Below are 22,938 nucleotides of genomic sequence, written 5' to 3' on the forward strand. Positions count from 1 at the left end.
ATGACCCTTTCGAGATTCCTGCTGCGCATCGCGCTGCTCGCGCCGTCCATCGCATTCTCCGCGCCGACGGCGGCACCTTCGGACACGCTGGCGCGGCGCCTGGCCCCGTGCCTGGCCTGCCACCAGCCGCAAGGCCGCAATGACGCGTTCTTTCCCCACATCGCCGGCAAGCCGGAAGACTACCTGTACAACCAGTTGCTGAACTTTCGCGACGGGCGGCGCCAGTTTCCCATGATGACGTACATGGTCGGCAACCTGCCCGAGCCCTACCTGCGCGAGATCGCGCAGTTCTTCGCCAGCCAGCATCCACCTCATGTGCCGGCGCCGGTGCCGGCAGCCACCGCGCAGGTGCTGGCGCGGGGCCGCATGCTCGTGCTGCAGGGTGACGCGGCGCGCAGGATCCCCGCCTGCGTGGCTTGCCACGGGCAGCGCCTGACCGGCGTTGCACCCGCGATTCCCGGCCTCGTCGGGCTGCCGCGCGACTACATCAACGCGCAGTTCGGGGCATGGAAGAACAGGGCACGGCGCGCCCAGGCGCCCGACTGCATGGCCGACGTGGCGGCCCGCCTGACCGAGGCGGACGTGGCGGCGGTGTCGACCTGGCTGGCGAGCCAGCCCGTGGACGATGCCGCAAGGCCGGCCACGGCGCCGGCAGCGCCATTGCCGATGCGTTGCGGCGGCGTGCCGGACCATGGAGGCGCGCCATGAGCCGCCGACTGCGCTGGATCGCGGGCGCGACAGCCATGGTGCTGGTGGTGGGCGTGGGCCTGCTGTGGCCGCGCCACGATGACGGCCCCCCGGCCAGCGCCGCCTTTGCCGCGCTGCCCATCGGCGAGAAGGTTGCGCGCGGCGCCTACCTGGCCCGCGCGGCCGACTGCATGGCCTGCCACACGGTGCGCGGCGGCGAGCAGTACGCGGGCGGGCGCGTGCTGCAAACGCCGTTCGGCGCGATTGTTTCGCCGAACATCACACAGGATGTGACCACCGGCATCGGCGGCTGGACGGCCGACGATTTCTGGAACGCGCTGCACAACGGCCGCGCGCGCGATGGCCGGCTGCTGTACCCGGCCTTCCCGTACACGAACTACACGGCGATCACGCGCGACGATGCCGATGCGCTGTACGCCTACTTCCGCACCATCCCCGCCGTGCGCCGCGCCAGCGCGCCGCACCAGCTGCGCTTCCCGTACGACACGCAGGTGGCGCTGGCGTTCTGGCGCGCCCTGTACTTCCGCCCCGCCGTCTTCCAGGAACGGCAGGATCGCCCGGCCGAATGGAACCGTGGCGCCTACCTGGTCGAAGGCCCTGGCCACTGCAGCGCATGCCACAGCGCGCGCAATGTGCTGGGCGGCAGCGGCGGCGAGCTGTCCGGCGGCCTCGTGCCGGTGCTGGGCTGGTATGCGCCATCGCTGACCGCCGATGCGGAAGCGGGCCTGGGTACCTGGCCCGTGCGGGAGATCGCGCAGCTGCTGCACACGGGCGTATCGCCGCGCGCCACCGTGTTCGGGCCGATGGCCGAGGTGGTGCGCGAGAGCCTGCAGCACCTGTCCGAGGCGGACGTGCACGCCATGGCCGTGTACCTGAAATCCCTGCCGGCATCGGGCAGTCGCGGCCAGCCCTACGAACGTTCGACGGCCCCGGAGGCGGCAGCGTCCCTGCGGGCTGGCGCGAAGCTGTACGACAAGCACTGCGCCGAATGCCATGGCGCCACCGGCGCCGGCGCGCCGCCGCACTATCCCCCGCTGGCGGGCAACCGCGCGCTGACGATGCCCGATGCCACGAACGCGATCCGCATCGTGCTCAATGGCGGCTTCCCGCCCGGCACGCGCGGCAATCCCCGGCCCTACGGCATGCCGCCGTTCGGCCACGTGCTGGACGATGCCGAAGTGGCGCAGGTAGTGTCGTACCTGCGCAGCGCCTGGGGCAACAACGCACCGCCGGTCTCCAGCGTGGACGTCAACGCCTACCGCGCCGTGCCACTGGATTGACCGCCAGAAAAACTGGGGACGTACCCCTGTTTAGAGGAAATTTCCTCTAAACAGGGGTACGTCCCCAGTTTTGCACTTCTGCATTCTGTTCCGCTGCTTGAGCAGTTCATCGCACAGCAGGAGACGGGCGCGCCGGGGTTGCGTAGGATCCAAGCCATCGACAAGGCATTCCCGGAGAACAATCATGAAAACCAAGAACATCGCCCTCACCGCCGGCGCCCTGCTGGCCACTGCCATGATTGCGGCGGCTGCTGCGAACTTCGCCGTGGCGGCGGATGCGCCGTTGCTGGCGCGGCTCGGCGTTGGGGAGCAGGTGCAGGGCAGTGGCAAGATCGTGTCGCAGGCGCGCCAGCCCGGCCCGTTCCACGGCGTGGAACTGGCGACGGGCGCGCATGTGGAGGTGGTGATCGGTGGCGACGATACGCTGACGATCGAAGGCGACGACAACATCGTGCCCCTGATCGAGACGGTGGTGCGCAATGGCGTGCTGACGATCCGGCCGGTGAAGAAGACCATGCAGATCGACGGCCGCCGCGTGCGCATCGTGGTGAACGCGCGCAACGTGGACAACCTGGGCGTGGCCGGTTCGGGCAGGCTCGAAGCGAAACGGGTGCGTGCCGACAAGCTGGCGATCGAAGTGGCCGGCTCCGGAGCGCTCGACATCGACGGCATCGAAGCGAAAACGGTCGACGTGTCCGTGGCCGGCAGCGGCAAGGTCGAAGTGGCCGGCCAGGCCACGCGGGCCGACATCTCGATCGCCGGTTCCGGCAAGGCCGATACCGCCCGCCTGAACGTGCAGCATGCGGCGGTCAGCGTCAGCGGTTCCGGCCAGTCGGTGCTGACGGCACGCGCCACCCTCACCGCCAACGTCACCGGTTCCGGCAGCGTGGGCTACTACGGCGATGCGCAACTCACGAAAGCGGTGGCCGGCTCCGGCTCCGTGCGGCGCCTGGGTACATCGGCACGCTGAGCACCGCCGCTCCCCCTTTGCCAGCCCCGGCAGGCTCAGCCCGCCGGGGCTGTCATCTATTGGCCAGGCATCGGCCAGGCATCGGCCGCGGATTGGCTGCAAAGCGGCCGGCAATCCGCGGCCCGGCGCAAACTCAGTGGCGCGGCGGCGCGTAAGTCAGTGGACGCACGGCCACCTGCACTTCCACGTTTTCCCGCTTGCCGCCCTTGTGCTCGACGACTAGCGTGACCGGCACGGTCTCGCCTTCCTTCAGCTGGCGCTTCAGCTGCATCAGCATCACGTGGTAGCCGCCGGGTGCCAGCTGCACCGCCTTCCCGGCCGGCAGGTCGATGGCGTCCACGTGGGCCATCGTCATGCGGTTGTCCTGCATCGACATCTGGTGAAGCTCGGCCATGCCCACGGGGCTGCTGACGCCGACCAGGCGGGCATCGGTCTTCGATGCGACCTGCATGAAGGCGCCGGAAGCCTTCGCGGCCGGCACGGTGGCGCGCGCCCACGCATCGGTGACGATCACCTGCGCGTGGACGGACATGGAGGCAACCGCGAGAATGGCGGCGCTGACGAGGTGTTTCATGGTGACCCCTGGTGATTGAACGAGGCTGCAACGAGGAGCAGGCGGGGAATTATAGCCCGCGCTGCCGGGTCGGCAAACGCCGGCGGGCATGTTCCCGCTATCATGGCGAACTGTTCAAAAAAGGCCCATCATGACCGGTTCGCATCTCGACAAGGTGATCGACAGCGCGATCGCGCGCCAGCGCATCGTCGGCACCGTGGTGCTTGTCGCGCGCGACGGCGAGATCGTCTACCGCCGCGCCGCCGGCAGCGCGGACCGCGAGCACGCCGTACCGATGCGCGACGACGCCATCTTCCGGCTTGCCTCCTTCACGAAACCGCTGGTCGCCACGGCCGCCCTCAAGCTGGCGGACGAGGAAACGATCGACCTGTGCGCGCCGGTCACGAAGTGGCTGCCGCATTTCCGCCCGCGCCTTGCCGACGGTTCCACGCCCGCGATCGCGCTGCACCACCTGCTGACGCACACGGCCGGCCTGTCCTACGGCTTCCTGGAAGCGGCCGACGGGCCTTATCGCCGCGCGCGCGTGTCCGACGGCCTCGACCAGCCCGGCCTGTCGCTGGAAGAGAACCTGGCCCGCATCGGCGCCGCCCCGCTGGCCTATGCGCCCGGCACCGGCTGGCGCTATTCGGTGGCCACGGACGTGCTCGGCGCCGTGCTCCAGGAAGCGACCGGCATGCCGCTGCCGGCGATCGTGCAGCGCGAGGTGACGGGACCATTGCGAATGCGCGAGACCGCGTTCGAGGTCGTCGATCCCGGCCGGCTGGCCGTACCCTACCGCGATGCGAAGCCCGCCCCGCCGGCGCGCATGGGCGACGAGGAAACGGTGCCGTTCATGGACGGCTTCGCGCACTTCGCGCCGGGGCGGATCTTCGATGCCGCATCGTATCCATCCGGCGGCTCGGGCATGGCCGGCACGGCGGACGATTTCATGCGTTTTCTGCTGAGCCTGAGGACGGCGAACCGCGCCATCCTGCGCGCGGCCGAAGTGGACCGCACCGGCACGGGCGCGATGACGCAGGGCCCCGGCTGGGGCTTCGGCTACCTGGGCGCGGTGCTGGGCCACCCGAAAGAAGCGCACTCGCCGCAATCGGCCGGCACGCTGCAGTGGGGCGGCGCCTACGGCCACTTGTGGTTCTTCGATCCGCTCGCCGATCTGGCCGTGGTGCAGTTGACCAACACCACGTTCGAAGGAATGGCGGGTGCCTTCCCGCGCGACGTGCGCAACGCCGCCTACAAGGACTTTACCTGACGTTCGGCTTTACTTGACGTTCGACCTTGCCTAGCGCTCGGCCTTCCAGACTTCGCGTTCGACCAGCACGGTCTCGGTGCCGTCGGTCAGCCAGATCTGGCCATCCTGGATCGTGCACTGCAGCTGCATGTTCCGCTGCGCCATCTTCTCCAGCGCCGCCGTGGTGTCGGAAGGCAGGTTGACGACGGAAACGTTTTTCGCGCGCTCGATCTTGTTGGCGATGTTCTTCCACCAGATCGGGCTGGCCGTGCTGTAGCTGTACACGATCACGTGTTCGGCACGGCCGGCGCCCTTCAGGATGCGGCGCTCTTCCGGCTGGCCCACCTCGATCCACAGTTCGATCGCATCGGTCAGATCCTTCTGCCACAGGTCCGGTTCCTCGACGTCGAACATGCCCTTCGTGAAGCTCAGCGCTTCGTTGGCGTGGATCGCGAACGCCAGCAGGCGCACCATCATCCGCTCGTCGGTTTCCGAGGGATGGCGCGCCAGTGTCAGCGCGTGGGTGCCGTAGTAATTGCGGTCCATGTCGGCGATCGACAGTTCCGCCTTGTAGATTGTTGCCTTGAGTGCCATTGGTACAGTCTTATTTGAAAATCACGGTGCGGTGTTCGTTCTGCAGCACGCGGTGCTCGACGAACCATTTGACGGCGCGCGCCAGGACCACGCATTCCACGTCGCGGCCGATCGCGGACAGCGTTTCCGCATCCATCGAATGGTCCACGCGCTCCACGTCCTGCTCGATGATCGGGCCTTCATCCAGGTCGCCCGTGACAAAGTGCGCCGTAGCGCCGATCAGTTTCACGCCGCGCTGGTGCGCCTGCGCATACGGCCGCGCGCCCTTGAAGCTGGGCAGGAAGGAATGGTGGATGTTGATCGCCCTGCCCTTCAGGTGCGTGCACAGCGATGGCGACAGGATCTGCATGTAGCGTGCCAGCACCACCAGGTCGATGTTGTGCGAATCCACCAGGTCGACGATGCGCGCTTCCTGCGCCAGCTTGGCGCTTTCCGGCGCGCCGGCGGCCAGCGGCAGGTGGTGGAACGGGATGTTGTAGCTGGCGGCCAGCTGGTAGAAATCCATGTGGTTCGACACGATCGCCGGGATCTCGACCGGCAGCAGCCCGCTCTTGTAGCGGAACAGCAGGTCGTTCAGGCAATGGCCGATCTTCGACACCATGAGCAGCACGCGCGGCTTGCGGTGCGCATCGTGGAGGTGCCATTCCAGCCGCAGCGTGTCCGCCAGTTCGGTGAAGTCGGCACGCAGCGCCGCATCGCCGACCGCCGCATCCTCGGCGGCGAAATGCACGCGCATGAAGAAGCGGCACGTTTCCTGGTCGCCGAACTGGGCGGAATCGATGATGTTGCAGCCGTGCTCGGCAAGGAAACCGGATACGCGGTGCACGATGCCGCGCTGGTCCGGGCAGGAAAGCGTGAGGATGTATTCGGGATGCATGATTGAAAGGTCGGGCTGAAAGATCGGGCTGAAAGGTCGGGCTTAAATCAGGCTGGAAGCAGGGCTGGATCGGGCAAACGCACCTGCCGAAGAGCGCTATTGTCGCACGAACGGCAGAGCATACCAATATGGCAAGAGCGCGCCTGCCTCGCGGCACCCGGCCTATACTCGGTTGCAGGTAACAGGCAGCCGCCGCGCGGCCCGGCGCGGCATCTCACAACACACCAGGAGAGCCACCCATGACCAACGATAACCGCAGTACCATGAACCCCTCGGCCAACGCCGGCGATGCCGTGCCGATGCCCAGCAGCAGCGACCACCCGGCCGCCAGCATGCCACGCACGCAGAACAACCGCTCGAAGGATGCCGTTGCCCTGCTGACCGCGGACCACGACAAGGTGAAGCAACTGTTCCGCGAGTATGAGCGGCTGCAGAACATCGGCGATATCAGCCTGAAGGCCGACCTCGCGCTGCAGATCTGCATGGAACTGGAAATCCACACGATGATCGAGGAAGAAATCTTCTACCCGGCGGTGCGCAGCGAAACCGGCGACGAAAAAATGGTGCAGGAAGCCATCCAGGAACATGCCGAGGCGAAGGAGCTGATCGCCCACATCCAGGGCATGAGCGGCGACGATCCGGATCTCGACAGCACCATGGCGATGCTGCGCAAGGCGATCGAGCACCACGTGACGGAAGAGGAACAGGAAATGTTCCCGCAAGCACGCCAGGGCGGCGCCGACTTGACGGCGCTGTGCGAACAGCTGGCCGACCGCAAGGAGCAGCTGGAACACGATATGGGGGCCCGGCCATTGCGCAGCGGCACCCGCGAAGCCGTCGGCGAACGCTCGGCCATCGGCAAAGCCGATTCCTGAACGATCGCCGGAACTTACGCGACGACCTCCTCCTCTAATCACACGAAGCGGCCGACCTTGCCGCTTCGTGGCCCGGGCCAGCGGCCCGGCTTCGATGCATTCGATCCATTCGATCCAAAGAGCGAGAAAGAGGTGAAACATGTCCACGAATCACGGCGACTCACGGAATAATGCAAACGGCGGCGCAAGCGGCGATCCAAACGGCAACGCACAGAGCGAAGCACGGAACGGCCTCGGAACCGAAGCAGCCTCCGGGCAGCGATCCGAAGCGAACAAGGGGAACAGCCAGCGGGCGGAATCACAAGGGAGTGGAAAAAGCACCAGCAAACGGGGGTTTGCCGCAATGGACGAGGCAACCCAGCGGATGATTGCCAGCAAAGGGGCCAGGCAGCCCACCAGAAAGGGACCGCGCACGAATTCGATTCCGAGGAAGCACGCCGCGCCGGCCAGAAAGGCGGCGAGGCTGTGAGCCGGGATCGCGAGCACATGGCGGAAATCGGCCGCAAGGGCGGTGAAAGCCGCCAGTCCGCGAGTCGGCTCGCACGCCAGGGCGCAAAGGAAGAAAAACGCTGACGCGTATCGCCGGTCGAGCTGCGCATTGCCGGCACATTCCTTCACATCACGGCGGGCCGGGGTGCGCCCGGCTCCGCCATATCGATTCAGCGTCGCGAGCCCGCAGCAAGCGCCCCGCGATTGTCCCGTCATTGCCCCGTAAATTTATCGGCACGATCATCCGCGCAGCCGGCCCGATCATGTCCGCGCCATCTTCCCAAGGTGTTCCGGATGCTGGCAAATCGTCTCTGTCAGGGGCGTAGCGCAAAGTTCCTCTCCCTTCCGGTAGTGATGGCACCCGCCCGCACGGTTCATCACGCGATTTCGTTGTCTGCGATACAATGAATTTCCAAATTAAGACGAGGCAGACATGAACGACCAAGCACAAGTGGAAGCACTCAAGACGCCGACCGACCTCGGCAATAAAGCCCGCAAGGAAGTGGCTGAAGGACTCAATGCGCTGCTGGCGGACACCTTTGCGCTGTATATCAAATGCAAGAATTTTCACTGGCACGTGAGCGGCCCGCACTTCCGCTCGTACCACCTGCTGCTCGACGAACAAGCCACGGCAATCTATGCGATGCTCGATCCGATTGCCGAGCGCGTGCGCAAGCTGGGCGGCACCACGATCCGCTCCATCAAGCACATTTCGGAACTGCAGCGCATCAAGGACAATGACGCGCCGTTCGTCGACGCGATCGCCATGCTCGACGAGCTGCGCGGCGACAACCAGTCGCTCGTGAAATCGATGCGCGAAGTGCACGACGTGTGCGACGAAGACCAGGATATTGCCACCGCCAGCCTGCTGGAAAACTGGATCGACGAAGCGGAACAGCGCATCTGGTTCCTGTTCGAATCCACCCGCACCGCCTGATCCACCCTCACGGCGCCACGCCGACGATCACGCTGGAAGCCTTGAACAGCGCGGTCGCCGGCATGCCGGCAACCAACTCCAGCCCTAGCGCGCTGTCTTGCGTTACCGTGGCCGCGATCGTGCCGCCACCGGGCAGCGCGATCGTCACCTCGGCATTCACCGCGCCGGGCACGACGCGCGCGATGGTGCCCGCGAGCTGGTTACGGGCCGACAGCTTCAGTCCTTCCGCCGCCACCGCAACGATCACCGACGACGCCTTCACGAGCGCGAACGCACGCGCGCCCGGCACCAGGCCGAGGCTTTGCGTGCTTTCATGCGTCACCACCGCCACGATGCGCTGCCCGCCAACGATGCGCAGCACGACCTCGTCATTGACGGCGCCGCGCGCCACGGTATCCACCGTGCCCAGGAACTGATTGCGCGCGCTGGTCTTCATGTGCAGGGCCTGCAGCAGATGGATGTCGAGCAGATCGTTGTTGGACGAATCCTTGCCGGATGAATCCACGCCGGTCTCCGTTTGCTTGCCCAACTGCTCGACGAAGCGGCGGTGCACTTCTTCCAGTCGCCGGAATTGCGCCACCAGTTGCGCACCGCGTTCGGTGAGCCGCGTGCCGCCGCCGCCCTTGCCGCCGGCCAGCCGCTCCACGAGCGGCGCGCCGGCCAGGTTGTTCATCGCCTCCACCGCATCCCACGCGCCCTTGTAGCTCATGCCTACGGCCTTGGCCGCCGCCGTGATCGAACCGCACTGGTCGATGGCCGCCAGCAGCGCGATGCGGTCCGCGCCGCCCAGTTGCCTGCCGCCCGCGGCCAGCCACAGGCTGCCGTGCAGCTCAAGAGGTGCCGGGTCCGCTGCTTCACTCATGGCTTCTCGCTCATGTCTTCTCCTCGACGATAACGCCATCGGCCATCGTCAGTACGTGCCCGCCGAAAGCCACGGCATCTTCCGGGTCGTGCGTGATCATCATCATCGGATATCGAGGCGGCGCTGCAGCGCGTCGAGCTCGGCACGCATGCGCACGCGCAGCGCGGGATCGAGCGCCGCGAACGGCTCGTCCAGCAGCAGCGCGGCCGGTTCGGCGATGAGCGCGCGCGCCAGCGCCACCCGCTGCCGCTGGCCGCCGGAGAGCTGGTCCGGCACCTGCAGGGCCACCGCTTCCAGCCCGAACGCGTCGAGCCAGTAGGCGATCCGCTCGCCATCGACCTTGCGCGGCGGGTTGAACAGGCCGCGCTGCAGGCCAAACGCGATGTTCTGGCGCACGTTCAGGTGCGGGAACAGCGCATAGTCCTGGAACAGGTAGCCCACGTTGCGCCGCTGCGGCGGCACGTCGATGCCGTTGGCGCTGTCGAACAGCACCCTGCCCGCCAGCTCGATGCGGCCGGCGTCCGGCCGGGCCAGCCCGGCCACCGCCTTCAGCATCTGGCTCTTGCCGGCGCCCGAGGCGCCATAGATGACGACGCGCTGGCTGGCGGACGTGAACTTTGCGCGCAGCCGGAATTCGCGCGCGGCGGAGCGCAGCGTGGTGTCGATGTCGAGCCGGATCATGGCATTGCCTTGCGTGGGGGCGCGAGCCGGCTGGCCACCACCAGCACGACCACGCACGTGACCGACGTGACGATCACCAGCAGGTTGGCGGTATCGTCCTGCCCCGCCTGCACGGCTTCGTAGACGGCGATCGACAGCGTCTGTGTCTTGCCGGGAATGCTGCCGGCCACCATCAGCGTGGCACCGAACTCGCCCATCGAGCGGGCAAACGCCAGCAGCGTGCCGGCCAGCACGCCGCGCCAGGCCAGCGGCAACGTCACGCGCAGGAACACGCCCATGCCGGAAACGCCGAGCACGCGCGCGGCCTGTTCCAGCTGCGGGTCGACCGTCTCGAACGCCGAGCGGGCACCTTTCACGACGAGGGGAAACGCCACCACGGCGGCCGCGATGACGGCGGCCTGCCAGGTGAAGATGAGGTTGATGCCGAACGCATCATGCAGCCAGCCGCCCAGCGGGCCGTTGCGGCCGATGACGACGAGCAGGTAGTAGCCGAGCACCGTGGGCGGCATGACCATCGGCAGCGTGAGCAGCGCGTCGAGCACTTCCCGGCCGACAAAGCGCTTGCGCGCCAGCACCCAGCCGATGGCCACGCCGAACACCAGGTCGAGGACCGTGGCCCACAGCGCCACCTTCAGCGACAGGGCGAGCGCGATCCAGGCCTCTCCCATCAGGGCTTGCCGAAGCCGTGCTTCGCCAGGATCGCCTGGCCCGCCGGCGAGACCGCGTAATCGGTAAACTGGCGCGCCAGTTGCGGCTGCGGTGCGTTGGCAATCACGGCGATCGGGTAGCGCACCGGCGTTTCCGTCGGCACGGCCAGCACCGCCTTCACCTTGTCCTTTTGCGCCAGCACGTCGGTGGCGTAGACGAAGCCGGCATCGGCTTCGCCGCGGGCCACGTAGTCCAGGCTCTGGCGCACCGACGTGCCGAACACGAACTTCGGCTGCAGCGCCTGCCACAGGCCCGCCTTCTCCAGCGCTGCCTGCGCATAGCGGCCGATCGGCACGCTGGCCGGGTTGCCGGTGGTGAGCCGCTGCGCCGGCTTGAGGTCGGCCAGCGAGGCGATCTTGCTGCCGTGCGGCACGACCAGGACCACGGTGTTGCTGGCGAAATCGCGCCGGGTACCGGCGGCGAGCAGCTGCAGCTTCTGTGCCTTGTCCATCGCTTCCTGGTCGGCCGACGCCAGCACGTCCACCGGCGCGCCCCTGGCGACCTGCTGCACCAGCGGATCGGATGCGGCAAAGTTCAGCAGTACCTTGTCGCCGGGATGCGCCGCTTCGAACGCCTGCGCCAGCGCCTTGAACGCATTGGTCAGGCTGGCAGCGGCGGAAACGGTGAGATCGGCCGCGCCGGCCAGCAGTGGCAGCGTGGCGGCGACAATGGCGAACAGTGACTTGCGCATGAAAATCCTCGTCGGATGGGTAGAGCGCAATATACACCACTATATAGCGCCTTTTATATTCCTGCGCGGATGATTTCATACGCGAAAATGGATATGACGGAACGCTACAGCAGCTCGATGGCCAGTCCGCCCGCCAGCAGCGGCCGCTGGAGAATGTGGTACACGGCCGGATCGAAGCGGGCCGCCGCGCGCTTCTTCTTCAGCTTCCCGGTGCCGAGGTAGCACCAGTTGTCGACCAGCTGCTTTTGCCGCAGGCCGTCGGATTCTTCGACGATGGCGATCGGCCCGTCGTACGGCCAGCGCCGCACCAGCATGTGGCCGAGTGCCGCGTGCAGTCGCGCGCCGTGGTCGGCCGCGCTTTCCTCGCCGATGCAGGCGCCCCGGCAGCGGGCGATCTGGCGCGCGAAGCACGGCCGGCCCGGGCTGCCCTTTTCCAGCCCCGTTGCCACGCTGCACAGATTGGCCGCCCCCACGAGGTTCTTCAAGGTCTCCTGCGCCGCCTTCTTCGTGCCGAACAGGCCGAACAGGCCATCGGTGCGGCCGAAGTCGACCTCCTTCGCGAACACGATCTCGGGCCGGTGTTCGCGCAGGGCGATCGAACACATCTCGCGCTGCTTGCGCAGCTTCACGTTGAAGACGGGCTGGTGCTCGCGGATCAGCATCGCCTCGCGCAGCAGCGCACCGAGCTCGCCGCCCGTGCGCTCGAAATCGATGTGGCGCGTGCGGGCCAGCATCTGCGCTTCCTCGGGCGTGCGCAGGTGCGACAGCACGCGCTGCCGGATATTGACGCTCTTGCCGATGTAGATGGGCGTGGCGGCTTCGTCACGGAAGATATAGATGCCCGGCTGCTGCGGCAGGACATCGATGCAGTCGCGGGGAATGTGGTCGGGATAGACGAACAGGAATGCGGGGTCGGCGCGGACCAGCAGTCCCACGGAATTGACATGGGTGCGCATGCCGCCATCATACAAGAGCGGCGCCCCGGTGTGTCGGTGAGGCAATAAACTCATGCTGAATAATCCCGGTACGGGAGCGGGTCACGGGGCGACCGGCGCCACCTTCGGCTGGCGCCGGATCGCCGCCACCAGCGCCGCGGTGCGGCCCATCATCGGCGCCTCGACATAACGGAATGTCAATGAACAGGCGATGACCAGCAGCGGCGCCAGCGCGGCCACCGCGCACCAGTAGGCCGCCGGCGACAACTGCGCCGCCTGCCCTGCCCCCGGCACGAGCGTGAAGGCGACGTAAAGCGCAATGCCGTGCAGCAGGTAGATGCTGTAGGCATATTCGCCGAAGACGCGCGCCGTCTTCGCGCGCAGCACGCCGAACAGGTCGCATCCCGCCGCCACCAGCGTGAACACGACACCCAGCAGCGCGAGACTCGCCGGCTGCCAGGCGGACGGGAAGCCGGCATACGCCCACGCGCCCGCCACCAGCAGCAGCACCGAGGCGGCCGGCCGGGCGGCAAAGGCACGCATGGCGGGCAGCGCGGCGACGTGCACCGCGACGATCCCGCCGGCAAAGGCGGCAATGTAGTGCGTGTGCGGCCAGCGCAACGCATCGGGGCCGATCGCCGCGGCAACGGCGGCGCTGCCGGCCAGCCAGGCCAGCGGCACGCGAACGCGCTGGACGAGCGCAAGAAGCGGCAGGCACAGGTAGAACGCCCATTCGTAGGGCAGCGACCACGTGACGCCAGCCGTGATGACATACGTGCGCGCCAGACCGTTCAGGTCGGGCGTGCCGAAGGCCGTGAAACCCAGCCACTGGCCGGCGCCCGCCAGCACCTCGGCCGGGGGCTGACGCCATGTCCAGCCGGTCTGCACGGCAACGATGACGAACATCAGCGCCATGGCGAAGAGGTAGAGCGGCGTCAGGCGCAGTATCCGGGAGCAGAACAGCCGCAGCCAGTCCAGCGAACCGCCACGGTGCCGGACCAGCGCGCCATAGAACAGGAAACCCGTGATCATGAAGAACAGCGCCACGCTGGCCTGGCCGAAATTGACGAACAGGTGTGACCGGGGCGCCGTCCACGTGCCGTGCGCCAGGAACCGCTCGGTGATGGCCGCGTGATGCAGGAACACCGCGAAGGCCAGGAATCCCCGCAAGCCGTCGATCGTTTCACAGCGGCCAGCCGCCGGCAACGGCGTCCAGCGCGCGGTAATGCGCACCGCGGCCAGTGCCGCCAGCAAGGCGGCCAGCGCGCCGGTCAGGGGAATGAAATCCATCGATGAGTGTGCAGAAGGAAACTAAATTCCTTGCAACACTATCACGGGGCAGCGCCGGCGTTAACAAAAAGTACATGCTCATCATGAACCGATGTGGTAGCCGATCCACAGCCTGCGCCCGGCCGCCGGTCGTGCCATGTGATACAGTCTCGCCGCCATGACCGCTCCATTGAAATACCTCGGCGCCTACTCCGACGACACGCGCCACCAGGTGCAAGCCCTGCTGAACCAGAACCGCCTCGGCGAAGTGCTGAAGAAGCGCTATCCGAAAGCCCACGACGTGCGCAACGACAGGGCGCTGTACGACTACGTGCAGGACTTGCGCGACGAATTCCTGCGCAATGCCGCCCCGATCGACAAGGTGCTCTTCGACAGCAAGATCCACGTGATCAACCACGCGCTCGGCCTGCACACGTCGATCTCGCGCATCCAGGGCGGCAAGCTCAAGGCCAAGCACGAGATCCGCGTGGCCACCATGTTCCGCGAATGCCCGATCGAATTCCTGCGCATGATCGCCGTGCACGAGCTGGCGCACGTGAAGGAAAAGCAGCATGACAAGGCGTTCTACAAACTGTGCACCTACATGGAACCGCACTATCACCAGTACGAGTTCGATGTGCGGCTGTACCTGACGGAGCTGGAGCACAGCGGACAGCGGCTGTGGTGACGCGCCATGCGGCGGCGCCGTTGCACCGGCAGTGCCGTACGTGCCACCGCGCTTACAGCGGCCGCACTGCGTAACGTCGCCCTTTCACCGCCTTGAACGCCAGCGTGAATCCAACGGCGCCGGGTCGGCTTTTCACGCCATCGACTTCCACCGGCACGGCGGTGCGCAGCACGCACTGCCCGTCCTGTCGCGCCTCGATGCGGGCCGCATGCAGCCGACCGGCCTTCCAGTCGATATCGACGACGTAATTGCCCCGCCCGACGATGCCCTTCACCGAACCGTCGCGCCACGCGCCCGGCAGCGCGGGCAGCAGGTGCAGTTCGCCGTTCTGGCTTTGCAGCAGCATCTCGATCACGCCGGCCGTGCCGGCGAAGTTGCCGTCGATCTGGAATGGCGGATGGGCGTCGAACAGGTTGGCGTAGGCACCGCCGTGTTTGTCGCCCGGTTTCGTCAGCCGCAGCAGGTTGCGGAACAGCTTGTGCGCGCGGTCGCCATCGAATAGCCGCGCCCAGAAGTTGACCTTCCACGCCAGTGCCCACCCGGTGCCGTCGTCGCCGCGCAGTTCCAGCGTGCGGCGCGCGGCGGCGGCCAGCGCCGGCGTCGCGAGCGGCGAAATGGTGCGTGCCGGGTGCAGCGCATACAGGTGCGACACGTGGCGATGGTGCGGGTCCACTTCCTCGAAATCCTTGTACCACTCCTGGAGCTGGCCCCGGGCGCCGATGCGCAGCGGCAGCAGCTTGCCGGTGGCGGACTTCAGCTCGTCGCGAAACGCACTGTCGATGCCCAGCACTGCCGCCGCTGCGCCCACGTTGTCGAACAGGTCGCGGGCGATCGCGATATCCATCGTCGCGCCCACGCTGACGGTGCCCGTCTTGCCGTCGCCATGGCGGAAATCGTTCTCGGGCGACGTCGATGGCGACGTGACGAGGTGACCTTCGGCATCCGGGTGCAGCCAGGCCAGCGTGAAGCGCACCGCTTCCTTCATCAGCGGATACACCTCGCGCAGGTAGGCCTTGTCGCCCGTGAACTGGTAGTGCTCCCACAGGTGGCGGCTCAGCCATGCGCTGCCCATCGACCAGTTGGCCCATTTTGGATCGCCCTTGCCGAAATCGCCGACCGGGTTGCTGGCCGCCCAGATGTCGGCATTGTGGTGCACGGCCCAGCCGGGCGCATGGTAGTACGACGTGGCCGTCCCGGTGCCGGTCACCGCGAGGTTGCGCACCAGGTCGTCCATCGGCGCGAACAGCTCGGACAGGTTCGCGCTTTCCACCGGCCAGTAGTTCATCTGCAGGTTGATGTTGGTGGTGTAGTTGCTGCTCCAGGGCGGCCGCATGGCATCGTTCCAGATGCCCTGCAGGTTGGCCGGCGCACCGGGCGTGCGTGACGACGAGATCAGCAGGTAACGCCCGAACTGGACGTACAGCGCTTCCAGCGCCGCGTCGGGCTGGCCGGCGGCGAAGTCGGCAAGGCGGCGGTCGGTGGGCAGTGCGCTGCGGTCCGGTTCATCGGGATTGAGCGTGAGCGCCACGCGGTCGAACAGTCGCCGGAATTCGGCCACGTGGGCCGCGCGCAGGGCCGCATGGTCGCGCTTCGCAGCCTTGTCGAGATGGGCCATCGCCAGTGCATGCTGGTCCCTGCCCGCGCTGTCGGGGCACTGGTCGAAGCCGGCGAAGCTGGTGGCGGCGGACAGCAGCAGCACCACTTCCGAGGCGCCGCGGATGGCGATGCGTTCGCCGCTCGTGTCCACCGTGCCATCTTTGGCGATGGGCTTGACGACCAGCGCGAAGCGCATGCCCCGGCATCTGGCGGGGTCAGTCCACACGACCGGCTCGGCGTTGTAGTTCACGTAGTTCGGGTCCACATGCGCCGGCGCCTTGCCGGCCATGACGAGCGACGTGCCGGCGGCGGTCGTGCGCGCGCGCAGCTGGCTGCTGGCCGCCACGTCCAGGTCCAGCCGGCCCGGCTGGTTCGACGTGAGCCGCACGACGATCACGCCATCCGGCGCGGAAGCAAACACTTCGCGCTCGTAACGCACGCCATCGACGGTGAACGACGTGGTGGCGATGCCGTCGCGGATGTCGAGGGCGCGCCGGTAGCCGGTAACCTCACCTTTCAGGTCCTGCCGGATCAGCAGGTCGCCCAGCGGCTGGTAGCTTTCCGAGTATGGCCCCTGCATCTTGCGAGCCCAGTCGCTGCCGGCAGCGTAATCGCCACCGGCCAGCGCGGCGCGCGCCTTGCCCAGCGCGGCGAAGGCGCCCGGGTTCAGGTTCTTGCCGACCGGCCCGCCGCTCCACAGCGTGGCTTCGTTCAGTTGCAGCCGTTCTTCCCCGGGGCGGCCGAACACCATGGCGCCAAGCCGGCCATTACCGATGGGGAGCGCCTCGGTCCAGGCCTCGGCGGGCCGGTCGTAATGCAAGGCCAGCGGGTTGCCGGGCTGGGCGCCGGCCGCTGCGCCTCCGGCCAGCAAGACGGCGAACAGGGGTACGGCGATGCGGAAAGCGGTCATTGGCGGTCCTGTCGGATCGGAACGGAAATATGAACAGCGCGACAGCCGGCCGCGCCGAAGCCACGAAAAGCGCGACAGCCGGCCGCGCCGGCAGTCAACCCGCGTGCTGCCGGATCTCCCGGAGGCGCAGCGCGTCGAGCATGGTGCTGCGCGACGACTGCAAGTGCGTGCGCATCGCCGCCAGCGCGGCCGGCACGTCGCGCGCCACGAGCGCGCGCAGGATCGCCACGTGTTCCTGCACCGCGTACTGGTTGCGGGGCAGTTCGTCGCGCTTGTCCCACTGGTAGTGGTAGTGGAAGACCAGCGATACCGCGTCGTTCAGGCTGTTCGCGAAGCGGTTGTCCAGCAGGCCGATGAGAAAGGTGTGGAATTCGCGGTCGAGGGGCGGAAAATCGGCATGGCTGGCCGCCGGCGCCGCGCCCAGCGCTTCGTGCCGTGCCAGCAGTTCGGCCAGGCGGTCGAAGGCCTCGTGGTCCGGCGGCAGCGCCGCTACCCGCTCGATCGCCTTCAGCTCGAACATTTCCCGCACCTCGCCCAGCTCCTGGGCGAACGAAGGATCGAATGCGCACAGGCGCCATCCGCCGCGCGGCTTTTTCTCGATCAGGCCATGGCGCGAGAAGCCGATCAGGAATTCGCGCACGGCGATCGTGCTGACGCCGGAGGCGCGCGACAATTCTGCTTCCGAGAACTCGGCGCCCGGCGGCAGGTCGCGCTGGTAGATGCGTTCCATCAGCACCTGCTGCAGCCGCTCGGTGCCGCTGTGCAGTTCCGAAACGTCGAACCAGTCGTCGTCGCGCGGCTTGCGCAGCAGTTGCCGCTCCTTCATGCCGGCGATCAGGCCGCGCTCGATGAAGTAGGCCAGCGTGCTGCGGATCGCCGTGCGGCTGCCCTGCCCCACTTCGGTCATCTTCACTTCGGTCGGCAGCGCTTCGCCGACCGCCACGTTGTCCGCGATGTACGCCAGCAGCAGGTTGGTACAACGGCGCGTGGTGGTGGGCAGCTTGGACATGGTGCGGGCGGCAGGATGAATAATGGCTCATTCTACCTGCCAGGCCATGCGGGACACGGTGCAGGACGCGGGCCGTCACACTTCGACGATGGCCTTGATGACGCCGGCGGCCGGGTCCATCCATCGGGGCAGCGCGTCGACGAAGCCGTCCAGCGTGACGCGGTGCGTGTTCATCAGCCCCGTGGGCACCTGCCCCGCCTTCATCGCCGCCAGCACCGTGCGGAAATCGTCGGCCGTGGCGTTGCGGCTGCCCAGCAGCGTCGTTTCGCGCTTGTGGAATTCCGGGTCGTCGAACGAGATACGGTCGCGCACGATCGACACCAGCACATAGGTGCCGCCATGGGCAACGAACTCCAGTCCCCGCTCCATGGCGCGCGCGTTGCCGGTGGCGTCGAACACGGCATCGTAGTACTCGCCGTTCGTCAGCGCGGCCAGTGCCGCACTGTCGCCATCGCCCACCGTGACCGTGCGGTCGATGCCCAGCGCCTGCCTGCAGAACGCCAGGCGGTCCTCGCGCGCATCGAGCACGGTCACCTTGCCGCCCTGCAGCCGGGCGAACAGGGCCACCGCGATGCCGATCGGGCCGGCGCCGGCCACGAGCACGTTCTGGCCGGTGCCCACGGCACCGCGCCGCACGGCATGCGCGCCGATGGCCAGGAATTCCAGCATCGCTGCATCGTCGAGTGAAATGCCGTCGGTCCTGAACACGAACCGGGCGGGCAATGCCAGGTATTCGGCCATGCCGCCGTCGCGGTGCACGCCCAGCACCTGGATACGCGTGCAGCAATTGGTCTTGCCCTGCCGGCAGGCCACGCAGCCGCCGCAAGACAGGTAAGGCATTACGTAGACCGGGTCGCCAGCGTGCAGGCCACTGTCTTCCGGTGCCGTGACGATTTCTCCTGACAGTTCATGCCCCATCACGCGCGGATAACTCAGGTACGGCTGGGTGCCGCGGAAGATGTGCATGTCCGTACCGCACAGGCCGATGCGGCGCACGCGCAGCAGCACTTCGCCCGGGCCGGCCTGCGGCACGGGCCGCTCGACGAGCCGCAGCTCGCCGGGGGATTCGCAAACGACAGCTTTCATGGTGCCCTTTCAGTTCGTCCGGAGGGCACCAGTGTACTTCATATATATCAAACAAATCTACCGCATCATCGCTCAACCGGCTGAGCAAGCGCGTCAGGCATTGCCCATCAGCGGGATCACGCCGAAGAGAATGCCGGCGACCAGCATCACCAGCGATGCCGTGATCGACCAGATCAGCGTGTAGCGCTGGTGATCGCCGAATTCTATCTTGGACATGCCGACCAGCAGGTACGTCGATGCCACCAGGGGGCTGAGCAGGTGGACCGGCTGGCCGATGATCGATGCGCGGCCGATCTCGGCGGCGGTGATGCCGTAGACTTCGGCCGCCTTGGCCAGCACCGGTACGATGCCGAAGTAGAACGCGTCGTTCGAGATGAAGAACGTGAACGGAATGCTGAGGATGCCGGTGACCACGGCCAGGTACGGGCCCATCCATTCAGGCACGCCGGCGATGACGCTGGCGGCGATGGCATCGACCATCTTCGTGCCTTGCAGGATGCCGACGAAGATGCCGGCCGCGAAGATCAGCGACACGACGGGCACCACGTTGGCGGCATGCTCGGCGATGCGCTCCTTCTGCTCCTGCATGCCGGGGTAGTTGATCATGATGGCGATCGCAAAGAAGATCATGAACAGTGCGGGCAGCGGCAGCGCGCCCATGATCAGCAGCGCCATCAGGGCCGCCGTCAGCGCGAAGTTCACCCAGATCAGCTTGGGGCGCGCATTGGGCGACACGGCGACGGCCATGTCCGGCGCGGACGAACCGGATGCGGCGCCGCCCGCGGCGGCATGGCGCGCCTCGTCGACGTTGTCCGAGTTGCCGCCATGGGCGACCCACTGGTCGGCGATCGCGTTCAGCTCGGCGGTCGCCGGCATGCCGGCCATGGCGGGCTGCACGAAGCCGGCCTGCGGCTTCTCGTTCGGCAGCGCGACGAAACCGAGGCGCTTGCGTTCCTTCATGCCGAGCATGTAGGCAACGAACACCACCCAGGCGGCCGTGACGACCATCGGCAGGATCATCGGCACGAAGATCTCGCTCACGTCCACGCCCAGCGCGCTGGCAGCCCGCGCCGTCGGACCGCCCCACGGCAGGATATTGAACACGCCGCCCGCCAGCATGATCACGCAGGCCAGCACCAGGCGGCTCATGCCGAGGCGCTGGTACAGCGGCAGCATGGCCGACACGGTGATCATGTACGTGGTGGCGCCGTCGCCGTCCAGCGAGATGAACATGGCCAGCACCGCGGTGCCGACGACGATCTTCATCGGATCGCCCTGCACCACCTTCAGGATGCGGCGCACGACGGGATCGAACAGGCCGGCATCGATCATGACGCCGAAGTACAGGATCGCGAACATCAGCATGACGCCGGTGGGCGCCAGTTTCTTGATGCCGTCGAGCATCATCGGCCCGAGCTCGGGCCGAAGCCGCCGATGATGCCGAAGGCGATCGGCACGATGATCAGCGCGACCAGCGCCGGCAGGCGCTTGGTCATGATCAGGAACATGAACACTACGACCATCGAATAGGCCAGGGTGGTCAACATCATCAGTCTCCTTGCAGGTGCTGTACCTGCTGATGGCGTGGGCTGGATTGCCCATCATTGTCTGTTTGGGAAGCGCGGGGGCGCGGCAGGCACGTCGCAGGTACTGGAAAAGTGCAGCGGTGTCTGCCTGTCTGCGCCGACTATAAGCCCGCCAGGCTTTCAACTGGCTTTCAGCGCGTCGCCAATCACGGGAAACAGGATTGCCACCTTCAGGCCGCGGCCTTCGATGCCCCGGTCCAGCGCCACGGCGGCGCCATGCTGGCTGGCGATCTCGCGCACGATGGTCAGCCCGAGGCCGGTGCCGCCGGGATTGGCTTCCAGCGTGGCCTGGGCGCGGTAGAACGGCGTCAGCACCTTGTCGATGTCCTCCGGGGCGATGCCGGGGCCGCTGTCGAGCACTTCCAGCAGCACGCCCGGCGGTGGCCGGCTCACCCGCACCAGCACGCTGCCGCCCGCCGGCGTGTAGCGGATCGCGTTGTCGACCAGGTTGGAGACCAGCTCATGCAGCAAGAGTTCCTGCCCCGCGACCGTGCTGTCGGCACCCTCCTCCGCTTCCAGCGCCAGGTCGATGCCTTTCTGCACGGCCGGCACGGCCAGCTCCAGCCCGACCTGCGCCGCCACGGCGGCCAGCGCGACCGGCGCGGCGTGGGCGCTGCCGCCGCCGTGCTCGATGCGCGCGAGGGTCAGCAGCCGGTTGGCCAGGTGGATGGCAGAATCGGTGGTGCCGGCGATCGAGCGCACGATGGCGCGCATCGCGGCCGGATCGTCTTCGCGCAAGGCGATCTCGGCCTGCGTCTTGAGCACCGCGAGCGGCGTGCGCAACTGGTGCGAAGCATCGGCGATGAAGCGGCGCTGGCTGGCGATCAGGTCCTGCATGCGCGCCATCGTGCCGTTCATCGCGCCCACCAGGGGCCGCACTTCCCGGTGCACCAGGGCTTCGTCGATATTGGACAGGTCGGACAGCGGGCGCGTCTCGACCTCATTCTTCAGCCGCATCAGCGGCCGCAGCACGAGGCGCACGGCGAACCACACCAGCGTGGCCACGGCCAGCACGAGCAGCGCCTGGCGCAGCAGGGTATTGAGCAGGATGCGGCGCGACAAGGCATGCCGCGCATCGAGCGTTTCGCCGACCTGGATCAGGGCGATGCCGCGCATCGAATCGTCATAGACGGGCTGCAGCAGTGCCGCGATGCGCACCGGCTCGCCGTTGTAGCTGGCGTGGTAGAAGCGCACCAGCGCCGGGTACAGGTCCGAACGCGGCACGCTGGCCGGCACGGGCGGCAGGTCGTCGTAGCCGGACACGGTTTCGCCACGCAGGCCCGTGACCTTGTAGTAGATGCGGCCCAGCGTGTCGGTCTCGAAACTGTCCAGCGCCACGTAGGGCACGTTGGCCACCACCTTGCCGCCCCGCACCGTCACCCGCTCCGCCAGCGCGCGCGTGGACGACAGCAGCGAGCGGTCGTAGGCGACATCGGCGGTCTCCAGCGCGTCGCGGTAGACCGAGATCGCGTTCAGCGCCACCAGCGCCACGAGCGGCAGGAGCAGCCAGCGCAGCAGCTGGTTGCGCAGGCTGCCCAGCGCCCTCGTCGCGCCGCTGCCCGGGCGACGAGTCAGGAAATCGATAACCAGGGAAACGACAGGCGGCATGACGGCGCCGGCTTCAGGCCGGGCGTTCCTGCATCAGGTAGCCGATCCCGCGCAGCGTGACGATCGAGGCGCCGCCATCCGGGCGCCGTTCGAGCTTCTTGCGGATGCGGTGGACATACAGCTCGATGGCGTCGAGGTTGACGTCGTCTTCCAGCGCGAACACTTCCTGGAACAGCTTTTCCTTCGACAGCGCGCGGCCCGGCCGGGCGATCAGGGCTTCCAGCACGGCGTGCTCGCGCGGCGTGAGCGCCAGCGGCTCGCCGCAGTAGGCAAACATGCGCGACACGGTATCGAAGCTGAGCTGGCCGCAGCGGTGCACCAGCGACTCGTTGCCGCTGCGCCGGCGCAGCAGCGCTTTCACGCGCGCCTCCAGCTCGGCCAGCTCGAACGGCTTGGCCAGGTAATCGTCGGCGCCTTCGTTCAGGCCTTGCACACGGTCTTCCAGGCCGCCGCGGGCCGTCAGGATCAGTACCGGCGTGCCGCCGCGCGTGCCGCCGCGGGCGCGCAGGCGCCGCAGCACCTCCATCCCGTCCATGCGGGGCAGTGTGAGGTCCAGGATGACGAGCGCGTAATCCTGGGTATGCAGCAGCGTGTCGGCATCCGCGCCCGTGGCCGCGCATTCGACGGTGAGGTTGGCGTCGCGCAGGGCTTTCGATACCCAGTGCGACAGCTCGACATGGTCTTCGACTAACAGGATTCTCATCGCGCCAGTGTAAGCGCAAATACCGCGCCGGGGAAAGGCTGGCGGGCCGCCCGGGTGATTTGCGGCGTACTGAA

20 protein-coding genes and 3 pseudogenes are annotated in these 22,938 nt (G+C 67.3%); 8 read left to right on the forward strand and 15 right to left on the reverse strand.

Annotated features, from left to right (window positions below; all coding sequences use genetic code 11):
* The 3 genes from EWM63_RS04155 (at position 1) to EWM63_RS04165 (ending at position 2,958) form a co-directional block, all read left to right on the forward strand.
* Positions 1 to 708: a c-type cytochrome gene (locus EWM63_RS04155; RefSeq protein ID WP_130185413.1), complete on the forward strand. Its 708-nt coding sequence runs from the start codon at positions 1 to 3 to the stop codon at positions 706 to 708.
* Positions 705 to 1,988: a cytochrome c gene (locus tag EWM63_RS04160; protein WP_130185414.1), complete on the forward strand. Its 1,284-nt coding sequence runs from the start codon at positions 705 to 707 to the stop codon at positions 1,986 to 1,988. Before EWM63_RS04155 ends, EWM63_RS04160 begins: the two co-directional genes overlap by 4 nt.
* Before the next feature lie 184 nt (positions 1,989 to 2,172).
* Positions 2,173 to 2,958: a head GIN domain-containing protein gene (locus EWM63_RS04165; RefSeq protein WP_130185415.1), complete on the forward strand. Its 786-nt coding sequence runs from the start codon at positions 2,173 to 2,175 to the stop codon at positions 2,956 to 2,958.
* A gap of 133 nt (positions 2,959 to 3,091) precedes the next feature.
* Here the strand turns inward: EWM63_RS04165 and EWM63_RS04170 are convergent, their stop codons facing one another.
* A complete protein-coding gene (locus EWM63_RS04170) occupies positions 3,092 to 3,532 on the reverse strand; it encodes a copper chaperone PCu(A)C (protein WP_130185416.1) in 441 nt (146 codons plus the stop codon).
* A gap of 130 nt (positions 3,533 to 3,662) precedes the next feature.
* Between EWM63_RS04170 and EWM63_RS04175 the strand changes: the two genes are divergently transcribed.
* Complete coding sequence (locus EWM63_RS04175; protein ID WP_229487720.1) at positions 3,663 to 4,781, forward strand: serine hydrolase domain-containing protein; 1,119 nt, start codon at positions 3,663 to 3,665, stop codon at positions 4,779 to 4,781.
* Between the two features lie 30 nt (positions 4,782 to 4,811).
* On the opposite strand, the gene EWM63_RS04180 is transcribed toward EWM63_RS04175, so the two are convergent.
* Positions 4,812 to 5,354 (reverse strand): YaeQ family protein, encoded by a 543-nt coding sequence (locus tag EWM63_RS04180; protein WP_130185418.1) that lies wholly within the window; start codon positions 5,352 to 5,354, stop codon positions 4,812 to 4,814.
* Between the two features lie 10 nt (positions 5,355 to 5,364).
* Positions 5,365 to 6,234, reverse strand: a complete 870-nt coding sequence (purU, locus tag EWM63_RS04185) for a formyltetrahydrofolate deformylase (protein ID WP_130185419.1) — start codon at positions 6,232 to 6,234, stop codon at positions 5,365 to 5,367.
* Between the two features lie 236 nt (positions 6,235 to 6,470).
* Between purU and EWM63_RS04190 the strand changes: the two genes are divergently transcribed.
* The 3 genes and pseudogenes from EWM63_RS04190 (at position 6,471) to EWM63_RS04200 (ending at position 8,532) form a co-directional block, all read left to right on the forward strand.
* Positions 6,471 to 7,106, forward strand: coding sequence for a hemerythrin domain-containing protein (locus EWM63_RS04190; protein ID WP_229487721.1), 636 nt, complete (start codon positions 6,471 to 6,473; stop codon positions 7,104 to 7,106).
* A gap of 277 nt (positions 7,107 to 7,383) precedes the next feature.
* Positions 7,384 to 7,679 (forward strand): annotated as a pseudogene (locus tag EWM63_RS04195) (KGG domain-containing protein); the annotation flags it as partial.
* Positions 7,680 to 8,028: 349 nt separating this feature from the next.
* Positions 8,029 to 8,532, forward strand: a complete 504-nt coding sequence (locus tag EWM63_RS04200; RefSeq protein ID WP_130185420.1) for a Dps family protein — start codon at positions 8,029 to 8,031, stop codon at positions 8,530 to 8,532.
* Between the two features lie 7 nt (positions 8,533 to 8,539).
* Here EWM63_RS04200 and EWM63_RS04205 read toward each other — a convergent pair whose 3' ends face one another.
* The 6 genes and pseudogenes from EWM63_RS04205 to EWM63_RS04230 all read right to left on the reverse strand — a co-directional run bounded on the left by EWM63_RS04205 (position 8,540) and on the right by EWM63_RS04230 (position 13,699).
* Positions 8,540 to 9,394 carry a TOBE domain-containing protein gene (locus EWM63_RS04205; protein ID WP_130185421.1) on the reverse strand — a complete coding sequence of 285 codons (855 nt, stop codon included), beginning with the start codon at positions 9,392 to 9,394 and terminating at the stop codon, positions 8,540 to 8,542.
* A 10-nt stretch (positions 9,395 to 9,404) separates the two neighbouring features.
* Positions 9,405 to 10,075: pseudogene (locus EWM63_RS04210) on the reverse strand (ATP-binding cassette domain-containing protein).
* Entirely contained in the window at positions 10,072 to 10,743 is a 672-nt protein-coding gene (gene modB, locus EWM63_RS04215) for a molybdate ABC transporter permease subunit (RefSeq protein WP_130185422.1), read from the reverse strand. The pseudogene EWM63_RS04210 and the gene modB overlap by 4 nt, the downstream one beginning before the upstream one ends.
* Positions 10,743 to 11,474, reverse strand: coding sequence for a molybdate ABC transporter substrate-binding protein (modA, locus tag EWM63_RS04220; RefSeq protein WP_130185423.1), 732 nt, complete (start codon positions 11,472 to 11,474; stop codon positions 10,743 to 10,745). Before modA ends, modB begins: the two co-directional genes overlap by 1 nt.
* Before the next feature lie 104 nt (positions 11,475 to 11,578).
* Positions 11,579 to 12,430, reverse strand: coding sequence for an endonuclease (locus tag EWM63_RS04225; RefSeq protein WP_130185424.1), 852 nt, complete (start codon positions 12,428 to 12,430; stop codon positions 11,579 to 11,581).
* A gap of 81 nt (positions 12,431 to 12,511) precedes the next feature.
* Positions 12,512 to 13,699 (reverse strand): acyltransferase family protein, encoded by a 1,188-nt coding sequence (locus EWM63_RS04230; RefSeq protein WP_130185425.1) that lies wholly within the window; start codon positions 13,697 to 13,699, stop codon positions 12,512 to 12,514.
* 157 nt (positions 13,700 to 13,856) lie between these two features.
* Between EWM63_RS04230 and EWM63_RS04235 the strand changes: the two genes are divergently transcribed.
* Positions 13,857 to 14,366 (forward strand): YgjP-like metallopeptidase domain-containing protein, encoded by a 510-nt coding sequence (locus EWM63_RS04235; RefSeq protein WP_130185426.1) that lies wholly within the window; start codon positions 13,857 to 13,859, stop codon positions 14,364 to 14,366.
* Between the two features lie 52 nt (positions 14,367 to 14,418).
* Here the strand turns inward: EWM63_RS04235 and EWM63_RS04240 are convergent, their stop codons facing one another.
* The 6 genes and pseudogenes from EWM63_RS04240 to EWM63_RS04265 form a co-directional block, all read right to left on the reverse strand.
* Positions 14,419 to 16,872 (reverse strand): glycoside hydrolase family 95 protein, encoded by a 2,454-nt coding sequence (locus EWM63_RS04240; RefSeq protein ID WP_130185427.1) that lies wholly within the window; start codon positions 16,870 to 16,872, stop codon positions 14,419 to 14,421.
* Between the two features lie 94 nt (positions 16,873 to 16,966).
* Entirely contained in the window at positions 16,967 to 17,881 is a 915-nt protein-coding gene (locus EWM63_RS04245) for a GntR family transcriptional regulator (RefSeq protein WP_130185428.1), read from the reverse strand.
* Between the two features lie 75 nt (positions 17,882 to 17,956).
* A complete protein-coding gene (locus EWM63_RS04250; RefSeq protein WP_130185429.1) occupies positions 17,957 to 18,967 on the reverse strand; it encodes a zinc-binding alcohol dehydrogenase family protein in 1,011 nt (336 codons plus the stop codon).
* A gap of 93 nt (positions 18,968 to 19,060) precedes the next feature.
* Positions 19,061 to 20,514: pseudogene (locus EWM63_RS04255) on the reverse strand (CitMHS family transporter).
* A 159-nt stretch (positions 20,515 to 20,673) separates the two neighbouring features.
* Positions 20,674 to 22,161 (reverse strand): sensor histidine kinase, encoded by a 1,488-nt coding sequence (locus EWM63_RS04260; RefSeq protein ID WP_130185430.1) that lies wholly within the window; start codon positions 22,159 to 22,161, stop codon positions 20,674 to 20,676.
* 13 nt (positions 22,162 to 22,174) lie between these two features.
* Positions 22,175 to 22,864 (reverse strand): response regulator, encoded by a 690-nt coding sequence (locus tag EWM63_RS04265; protein ID WP_130185431.1) that lies wholly within the window; start codon positions 22,862 to 22,864, stop codon positions 22,175 to 22,177.
* Between the last annotated feature and the right edge of the window lie 74 nt (positions 22,865 to 22,938).

Origin of the sequence: Pseudoduganella lutea, assembly GCF_004209755.1 — a bacterium.
Classification (GTDB): domain Bacteria; phylum Pseudomonadota; class Gammaproteobacteria; order Burkholderiales; family Burkholderiaceae_D; genus Rugamonas; species Rugamonas lutea.

Excerpts from the sequence above, each read along its gene's own strand:
- modA (WP_130185423.1), bottom strand. The coding sequence starts at position 11,474 with ATGCGCAAGTCACTGTTCGCCATTGTCGCCGCCACGCTGCCACTGCTG.
- EWM63_RS04245 (WP_130185428.1), bottom strand. The coding sequence starts at position 17,881 with ATGTCCAAGCTGCCCACCACCACGCGCCGTTGTACCAACCTGCTGCTG.
- EWM63_RS04165 (WP_130185415.1), top strand. The coding sequence starts at position 2,173 with ATGAAAACCAAGAACATCGCCCTCACCGCCGGCGCCCTGCTGGCCACT.
- EWM63_RS04170 (WP_130185416.1), bottom strand. The coding sequence starts at position 3,532 with ATGAAACACCTCGTCAGCGCCGCCATTCTCGCGGTTGCCTCCATGTCC.
- modB (WP_130185422.1), bottom strand. The coding sequence starts at position 10,743 with ATGGGAGAGGCCTGGATCGCGCTCGCCCTGTCGCTGAAGGTGGCGCTG.
- EWM63_RS04250 (WP_130185429.1), bottom strand. The coding sequence starts at position 18,967 with ATGAAAGCTGTCGTTTGCGAATCCCCCGGCGAGCTGCGGCTCGTCGAG.
- EWM63_RS04160 (WP_130185414.1), top strand. The coding sequence starts at position 705 with ATGAGCCGCCGACTGCGCTGGATCGCGGGCGCGACAGCCATGGTGCTG.
- EWM63_RS04200 (WP_130185420.1), top strand. The coding sequence starts at position 8,029 with ATGAACGACCAAGCACAAGTGGAAGCACTCAAGACGCCGACCGACCTC.
- EWM63_RS04235 (WP_130185426.1), top strand. The coding sequence starts at position 13,857 with ATGACCGCTCCATTGAAATACCTCGGCGCCTACTCCGACGACACGCGC.
- EWM63_RS04225 (WP_130185424.1), bottom strand. The coding sequence starts at position 12,430 with ATGCGCACCCATGTCAATTCCGTGGGACTGCTGGTCCGCGCCGACCCC.
- EWM63_RS04155 (WP_130185413.1), top strand. The coding sequence starts at position 1 with ATGACCCTTTCGAGATTCCTGCTGCGCATCGCGCTGCTCGCGCCGTCC.
- EWM63_RS04230 (WP_130185425.1), bottom strand. The coding sequence starts at position 13,699 with ATGGATTTCATTCCCCTGACCGGCGCGCTGGCCGCCTTGCTGGCGGCA.
- EWM63_RS04260 (WP_130185430.1), bottom strand. The coding sequence starts at position 22,161 with ATGCCGCCTGTCGTTTCCCTGGTTATCGATTTCCTGACTCGTCGCCCG.
- EWM63_RS04265 (WP_130185431.1), bottom strand. The coding sequence starts at position 22,864 with ATGAGAATCCTGTTAGTCGAAGACCATGTCGAGCTGTCGCACTGGGTA.
- EWM63_RS04175 (WP_229487720.1), top strand. The coding sequence starts at position 3,663 with ATGACCGGTTCGCATCTCGACAAGGTGATCGACAGCGCGATCGCGCGC.
- EWM63_RS04180 (WP_130185418.1), bottom strand. The coding sequence starts at position 5,354 with ATGGCACTCAAGGCAACAATCTACAAGGCGGAACTGTCGATCGCCGAC.
- EWM63_RS04205 (WP_130185421.1), bottom strand. The coding sequence starts at position 9,394 with ATGAGTGAAGCAGCGGACCCGGCACCTCTTGAGCTGCACGGCAGCCTG.
- EWM63_RS04240 (WP_130185427.1), bottom strand. The coding sequence starts at position 16,872 with ATGACCGCTTTCCGCATCGCCGTACCCCTGTTCGCCGTCTTGCTGGCC.
- EWM63_RS04190 (WP_229487721.1), top strand. The coding sequence starts at position 6,471 with ATGACCAACGATAACCGCAGTACCATGAACCCCTCGGCCAACGCCGGC.